The sequence below is a fragment of the Corallococcus sp. AB049A genome (genome assembly GCF_003668885.1).
Lineage (GTDB): Bacteria > Myxococcota > Myxococcia > Myxococcales > Myxococcaceae > Corallococcus > Corallococcus interemptor.
This window is the reverse complement of the sequence record NZ_RAWL01000432.1, coordinates 1-7,082: the sequence shown is the minus strand read 5'-3', so window position 1 is coordinate 7,082 and position 7,082 is coordinate 1. Positions and strand designations below refer to the sequence as shown.

Below are 7,082 nucleotides of genomic sequence, written 5' to 3'. Positions count from 1 at the left end.
GCATTGCTCTAGAGACCAGGCAACACGGCGGGGTCGCAGCGGGCCGGAAGTACCGCGCGACATCGTCACCCTGGTAGGGGGTTCCATTGGGGAACCCTCGACGCCCATCGTCTCGGCCGGCCCCGAGACGGTGGGCGACTTTTTTGCGGGCTACGGAGACGGCGGCGGTGTCGTCGCCGGCTCCTTCGGCTCCAACTCCCCGTCGAACGGACCCGACTGCTGCTTCTCCAGCAGCCAGGCGCCGTCGCGGAAGACGAACTCCGACGTGACGGTGTCGTTCTGCTCGGTGACGGAGGGCAGGCGCATCCACTGGATGCGGCTCTGGATGGTGGCGCGGCGGCCGTCGTCGGCGACCTTCACGTCCTCAATCTCGTAGTCGGTGACGGTGAGGTCCCGGTCGTCGTGGAGCTCGCGGCGCTGGCGCTCGAAGTCCTTGCGCTCCTCGGGGACGAGGTAGGCGGACAGGGCGCGGTAGTTCCTCCAGCGCAGGTTCTTGTGGAAGCCCTCGACGGCGGGCTGGAGCAGTTCCAGGTCCCCCTTGGGCGGGGTGTGGGCACAGGCCCCACCGAGGACCAGGGCGACCATCAAGGCAGGCAGGCGTTTCATGCACGCGACGCTACCAGCCGGTGGGTGGAACGGACGAGGGCGGTGGTATGGTCCGCGCTCCCCCGCTTAGCGCACCGGAGTCGCGACTCAACATGGCCAAGTCGATGGTGGAGCGTTACGAGCAGCTCCTCCGGCAGGACCCGACCTCTTCCGTCTTCGTGGAGCTGGCGAAGGCGTTGCTGGAGAAGGGTGACGCGCAGCGCACCATCGAGGTGTGTACGCAGGGCATCTCCCACCACCCCACCTCCACCGTGGGGCGGGTGCTGTGGGGCAAGGCGCTCATCCAGCTGGGGCGGCCCGCGGAGGCAATGGAGCAGTTCGACCAGGCCATCTCCATCGAGCGGGACAACCCGTACGCCTACAACCTGATTGGCGACGTGCTCCTGCAGCGCGGGCTGTACCGCTCCGCGCTGCCCATCCTTCGCAAGGCCGTGGCGCTGCAGCCCAACAACGGGCGCGTGAAGCAGTGGTTGGAGCAGGCGCAGCAGGCGCTGGCCGGTGGCCCCGCGCCCATCTTCGAGGACCTGGGCACCCTGTCGACGCCCGCCGCGGCCGCGCCGGAGGAGGAGGCGCCGGAGCCGCCCGCGCCGGAAGCTGCCCCGTCCGCGTTCGACGCGCGCGCCGCCGCGGCGGCCGGACTGGAGCCGAAGCGTTCCGCGCGGACGGAGACGCCCGCGGGGGGCATGGATGCGCTCGCGGCCTCCAGGGTTGCCGCCGTGGAGGCGCATGGTGGGCCCCTGGCGCCGGCCGGGACGCCGGTGCCGGAGGATGCGCGCGGCGATGGCGCAGCGGTGGACCTGGCGCGCGGCCCGGTGGATCCGGGGCAGGAGCCGGGTTCGGGGCGCGGCCGTGCCTCGGCGGATCCGGGCCAGGGGCCGGGTTCGGAGCGTGCGGCGGCGGACACCCGTGCGGATCCGGCGGTTGGTGAAGCGTCGGACTCGGGTCAGGAGCCTGGCTCCGGGGACAGCGCGGATCCGTCGCGTGACGCGGCGGACGCTGCGCCGCCGGAGCAACCCGCGACCGCACAGGCCTCCTCCAGCCCCTCACGCAAGCCGGGGATGCTGGTGGACCTCCCCGATGCTCCTCCGGCCGAGGCGCCCTCCCAGCCGCAGGGTGGGGGACTGCTCGGGGACCTTCCTCCGCTGGAGGCGGTGCGGGCCCGCCCGGCCGCGCCGGTGACTCCGGCTCCGGTCGCGCAGGGCGCGGGCGGCAAGCGCTCGCTGCTGGACGACATCCCGGACGCGACGGAGCTGGCGGCGGCCGCGGCGCGCAACAAGGCGGCGGCGAACGCGCAGGACACGGAGGCACTCGCGGCGAAGTACGAGCGTGAGATGCACGAGAAGATCGCCAAGGAGCGCGCGAAGCAGTCCCTCATCGAGCGCTATGGCGCGAAGACCGTGGCGCTCTTCGTGGCCCTCATCTTCCTGGGCGCGAGCGCCGGCTTCTTCATCCTCTACCGCTCCCGTCAGGGCGGGCAGACGCTGTCGGAGACGCTGGAGCTCGCGAAGCGCGCCATCGCGCAGGACACGGGCGCGTCGCTGGATGAAGCGCTCCGCCAGCTCGAACGCGCGCGCGACATGGACGAGTCCAGCCCCGCCGCCTGGGCGCTCACGGGCTATGCGCACGCGCTGCGCTACCTGGACCACGGCGCCAGCGCGGAGGACCGCCGGCTCGCGCTGGAGGCGCTGGAGAAGCCGGGCGTGAAGGTCGGCTTCAACGGCCTGGTGCTGGCCACCAACGCGCTCGTCGCGGATGACCGGGCGCGTGAGGCCGCGAACCGCGCGCTGCTCGCCTCGCAGGACGACGTGACGGAGGTGCACGCGCTGGCGGGCCGCCTGCTCATCGCCGCCAAGGACGAGAAGAAGGCCCTGGACCGCTTCGACCGCGCGCTCAAGGCGTCGCCGGGCAACGTCCGCGCGCTGGTCGCGCTGGGCGACTACTACCTCGCCTCCGAGGACTTCCCGCAGGCGCTGGAGATGTTCAAGCGCGCGCGCGACGTCTCCAAGGAGCACCCGGCCGCGCGCATCGGCATGGCGGAGAGCCGGCTCGCGCTGGAGCAGGACCTGGACGCGGCGCTGGCGGAGGTCGCGCCGCTCGCGCAGGACCCGAAGCTGCCCCCCGCGCTCCAGCCCCGTCAGCAGCTGGTGCACGGCGAGCTGCTGTCCGCGCTGGGCAAGTACGACGAGGCGCGCGCCATGCTCTCCAAGGGCGTGCAGGGGCCGCTGGCCATGGACTTCCAGCTGGCGCTGGGAGCCGCGGGCCGCGCGGCGGGCAAGCTGGAGGCCGCGCAGCAGGCCTACGAGGCCGCGCTGAAGCTGCAGCCCAAGAGCGAGGCCGCGAAGGAGGGCCTGGGCCGCACGCTGCTGGACCGCGACCGCGAGAAGGAGGCCCTGCAGCGGCTGGAGGCCGACGGCGGCCGCAAGGTGTCGCTGGTTCGCGGCGCCGCGTACGCGCGGCTCGGGGACTGGAAGAAGGCCCGCGTGGAGCTGGGCAAGACGCGCGTCAACGACCGCTATCCGCCGGAGGCCGTGGCGTGGCTGGCGCTGGCGGACGCGCACGAGGGCAACGCCGCCCAGGCGCGCGACGTGCTGGAGAAGGCGGTGGCCAAGAAGCCCCGCACGGACCTGCGCGTCGCGCTGGGACAGGTGTACTGGCGCGAGCGCGCGCTCGACAAGGCGCAGTCCCAGTTCGACGAGGCGCTGAAGGACCCGCGCGACTACGAGGGCGCGTGCTCGCTGGGGCGGCTGCTGTTGTCGCGCGGCCTGCCGGACATGGCGCTCAAGCCGCTGACGCAGGCGGTGGAGCGCAACGGCGCGCACGGCGAGGCCCGTGACGCCCTGGGCCGCGCGCTGCTGGCGCTGGGTAGGACTCCGGAGGCGCTGAAGCAGTTCGAGGCCTGGCAGCTGGACAACCCGGGCAACGCCGCCGCGCAGAAGGGCTTCGCGCTGGCGCTGTACCAGTCCGGCCGCCGCAAGGAGGCGGAAGGCGCGTCTGGCCGGGCGGTGAAGCTGGCGCCGGACGACGCGGAGGGGCAGCGGCTGCGCGCGGCGCTCCTGTTCGCCAACGGCGACGCCAAGGGCGGCTTCGCGGCGCTGGAGCGCGCCAACAAGCTGGACTCCAAGGACCCGGACACCTTCTGCGAAATCGCCCAGGCGTTCCTTCGCCAGGGCCAGGTGGAGAGCGCGGACGCGGCCTTCGCGGCGGCGCGGCGCGAGGGACCGGACGCGACGTGCGGCCGCGTGGGCGAGCTGTACACGCAGCTGCCGGGCGGCGGACGGGGCGCGGCGCGCACGCTGCAGGACCTGGCGGACAAGGCGCCCACCGTCTGGGACAAGGCCTTCGCCCAGGTGACGCTGGCGCGCGTGCTGCTGGGCGCCGGGGCCGTGAAGGAGGCCCGCGCGGCGGCCGACGAGGCCGTGAAGCTGGCCCCGTACAGCGGGCGCGCGTACCTGGCCCTGGGGCTGGTGGCCTTCAAGCAGCGTCAGGAGGCCCCCGCGCGCGAGGCGCTGGCCAAGGCCGTGGAGCTGGAGCCCACGGACGGGCTGGCGCACCTGGCGCTGGCGGACGTGCTGGTGCGCGAGACCGCGGAGCTGCCCAGGGCCGTGGAGGCCTACGAGGCCTTCCTGAAGCTGGCCGGAGGGGCGCCGGAGGCGAACCGGGTGAAGAAGGCCCTTCCGCTCCTCAAGCGCCGGGCGTCGCGCTAGCGTGGTCGACGTGAGCGACCCGCGGCCGCCGTCCTCCCCCCTGCTGAAGGTCATGTGGGGCAACGCCTTCCTGCTGTCGGTGCTCTACCTCCTGGCGGGCATCGTCGTGGAGTCCGTGCGGCGGCGGTACCACGCCCCCTTCTTCGAGCGCCTCTCCATGGCGCTCGACTCGCTGCCGGCGCGGGCCCTGGAGCTGGTGCACGCCATGGGGCCGCTGCGCGAGGCGTACTTCAGCGGCCGCATCACCGACCTGGGCGTGCGCGCCGTCTTCGGCGTCGTCACCGTGGCGGTCATCTTCCTCCTGGCCCTGGTGGTGGGTGCCATCATGGCCGTGCTGCGGTTCGCGCTGCTTCGCGCCACCCGCGGCGGTGGAAGTCCTCCTCCGCCCGGCGACGGCTAACGGCGCGTCTTCGCCTTGCGGATGCGCGGGGCCACGGGTGCCGCCTGCGGCTCATGGCCCGCCGCGCGCGCCATCAGGCAGATGTCCACCACCTTGGGGCCGAAGCGCTCCCAGCGGCTCTCCCCGGTGCCCTTCACCGCGAGGAAGGACTCGCGGTCCACCGGCAGCGCGGCGGCCAGCCCCAGCAGCGTCGCGTCGTTGAAGATGATGAAGGGCGGGACGTCCAGGTCCTTGGCCAGGTCCTTGCGCCAGCGGCGCAGCTCCATGGACGCCAGCTCGCTGTACGCCATCACCGGCGCCCCGGACACGGCCGGCGCGGAGCGTGAGGCGGCGCCGGACGGCTTGGGCATCATGCTGCCCGCGCACCGGTCGCACTTGCCGCACACCGCCGCCGCGTCCGCCTGGCCGAAGTAGCGCAGGATGAACGCGCGCCGGCACTTCGGCGTGTACGCGTAGTCCGCCATCCGCTTGAGCATCAGCCGGTTGAGCCGCTCCTGCTCGCGAATGCGGGACAGGTCCACCGTCAGCTCGCGGAACGGGACGCGCTCCAGCGCGCGGATGGAGCGCCCCGCGAAGGGCCGGCGCACCCGCACCACGCCGGACTTCTCCAGCAGGCCCAGCGCGTGCCGGACGTCGTCCTCCGTGAGCCCCGTGCGCCGCGCGAGGATGGGCAATTCCGTGGTGGCCTGCCGCCCCACGGGGAAGGTCTCCAGCAGCGAGCGCAACAGCCGCTGGGTCTCCGCCGCGTGCGGCTGCGCGCTGGCCGCCTTGTCCGTGAGCGTGATGCCGTACTCGCCTTCACCCCGGCCGCCGCGCTCCAGCTTGCCCTCGCGCTCGAAAATCTTGAGGGCGGCGGAGACCTCGAACTCGCTGGCGCCCACCATGCCCGCGAGCGCGTGCACGCCCCGGTCGAACTCCTCCACGGCCTGCAGCTGCGCCCAGATGTCCGACAGGATGGCCTCGGACGGGTGGCTGCTCTCGATGAGGCGCTCCTGCGTGTACACGTCCGCGTGGTTGAAGAGGAGCACCGCCGTGGCGGGGTTGCCGTCGCGGCCCGCGCGGCCAATCTCCTGGTAGTACGCCTCCACCGCCCGGGGGATGTTGGCGTGCGCGACGAAGCGGATGTCCGGCTTGTCGATGCCCATGCCGAAGGCGTTGGTGGCCACCGCCACCGCCTCCTTCGCGGACATGAAGTCCTCCTGCGCGCGGCGGCGGGCGTCGTCCTCCATGCCCGCGTGGTACAGCACCGCGTTCACCTTGCGCGTGACGAGCGCGGAGTGCATCCCTTCCGCCGCCTTGCGCGTGGAGCAGTAGATGATGCCACTGCCGCCCTTCGCCGCGAGGCTCGCGCACGCGTCCCGGCGCTCCTCGTCCCCGCTGACGTTCACCACGTCCAGGAAGAGGTTGGGCCGGTCGAACCCCTGCGCGAACACCGCCGGGTCCTTCATCAGGAGCACCCGGACGATGTCCTCGCGCACCTCCGGCGTCGCCGTGGCGGTAAGGGCCACCGTGCGCGGAGGCCGCAGCCGCTTTCGCACCTGGCCCAGCAGCGCGTAGTCCGGCCGGAAGTCGTGGCCCCACTGGGAGATGCAGTGGGCTTCATCCACGGCGAGCAGCTCCACGCCCAGCCCCGACACCAGCTCCAGGAAGCTCGCGCTGCGGAAGCGCTCCGGCGCCACGTAGAGCAGCTTGTACTCGCGGGCGCGCAGCTTGCGCAGGCGGTCCGCCCGCTCCACGTCCGACAGCGACGAGTTGATGTACGTGGCCGCGATGCCCTTCGCGGCGAGCTGCTCCACCTGGTCCTTCATCAGCGCGATGAGCGGCGACACCACCAGCGTGATGCCCGGCAACAGCAGCGCCGGCAGCTGGTAGCAGAGGCTCTTGCCCGCGCCCGTGGGCATCACCACCACGGTGTTGCGGCCGCTGAGGACGGAGCTGATGACGGGGGCCTGGCCGGGGCGGAACTCCGACAGGCCGAAGTGCCGCACCAGTCCCTGCTGGGCATCTTCGAGGAAGGGCAGGGACTCCGTCATCGCGCGCATGTTCACCATCCTGGATCGGCCGTCAACGCCAATCCCCTCCGTGGGCACCGGCGCCCCCACCTCACAGCTCAAGGCCCGGAGGAAGGGGAACCGCCAGCGCGGCCCGTTTCCGCGCCACCTCGCGCCGCAGCGCCTCCGTCCGCTCCGGGTCCAGGCGGCCGTCCACGATGACGTCCCCCTCGCGCGCGCCCGGCGGCAGCCGCCAGCGCTCCACCGTGCACGCCTGCCCGCCGCCGGTCCGCACCACCTGGGCCCGCTCTTCCTCCAGCAGCTCCACGCGCACCGGGCTTGCCCCCAGCGCCAGCAGCACTCCCGCCCCCATCACCAGCC

At 73.1% G+C, this 7,082-nt stretch carries 5 protein-coding genes; 2 read left to right on the top strand and 3 right to left on the bottom strand.

The annotated features are described in order from the left end of the window. Nucleotides 1–150: 150 nt before the first annotated feature. On the bottom strand, nt 151–606 hold the full coding sequence (locus D7X55_RS32540; RefSeq protein ID WP_120552967.1) for a hypothetical protein: 456 nt from the start codon (nt 604–606) through the stop codon (nt 151–153). Nucleotides 607–698: 92 nt separating this feature from the next. On the opposite strand from D7X55_RS32540, the gene D7X55_RS32535 reads away from it, so the two are divergent. Together D7X55_RS32535 and D7X55_RS32530 are read left to right on the top strand one after the other, a co-directional pair. Continuing rightward, nucleotides 699–4,310 (top strand): tetratricopeptide repeat protein, encoded by a 3,612-nt coding sequence (locus tag D7X55_RS32535; RefSeq protein ID WP_121725090.1) that lies wholly within the window; start codon nt 699–701, stop codon nt 4,308–4,310. 10 nt (nt 4,311–4,320) lie between these two features. Further along, nucleotides 4,321–4,710 (top strand): hypothetical protein, encoded by a 390-nt coding sequence (locus tag D7X55_RS32530; protein WP_407921806.1) that lies wholly within the window; start codon nt 4,321–4,323, stop codon nt 4,708–4,710. On the opposite strand, the gene D7X55_RS32525 is transcribed toward D7X55_RS32530, so the two are convergent. After that, the gene (locus tag D7X55_RS32525; protein ID WP_121725089.1) at nt 4,707–6,761 is read right to left on the bottom strand and encodes an ATP-dependent DNA helicase RecQ; all 2,055 of its coding nucleotides are present in this window, start codon (nt 6,759–6,761) and stop codon (nt 4,707–4,709) included. The two genes, D7X55_RS32530 and D7X55_RS32525, sit on opposite strands and share 4 nt — an antisense overlap. A 52-nt stretch (nt 6,762–6,813) precedes the next feature. Further along, nucleotides 6,814–7,082 (bottom strand): DUF3006 domain-containing protein (locus D7X55_RS32520; RefSeq protein WP_407921805.1); only part of this gene is annotated, 269 nt, incomplete at its 5' end.

Excerpts from the sequence above, each read along its gene's own strand:
- D7X55_RS32540 (WP_120552967.1), bottom strand. The coding sequence starts at position 606 with ATGAAACGCCTGCCTGCCTTGATGGTCGCCCTGGTCCTCGGTGGGGCC.
- D7X55_RS32535 (WP_121725090.1), top strand. The coding sequence starts at position 699 with ATGGCCAAGTCGATGGTGGAGCGTTACGAGCAGCTCCTCCGGCAGGAC.
- D7X55_RS32525 (WP_121725089.1), bottom strand. The coding sequence starts at position 6,761 with ATGGTGAACATGCGCGCGATGACGGAGTCCCTGCCCTTCCTCGAAGAT.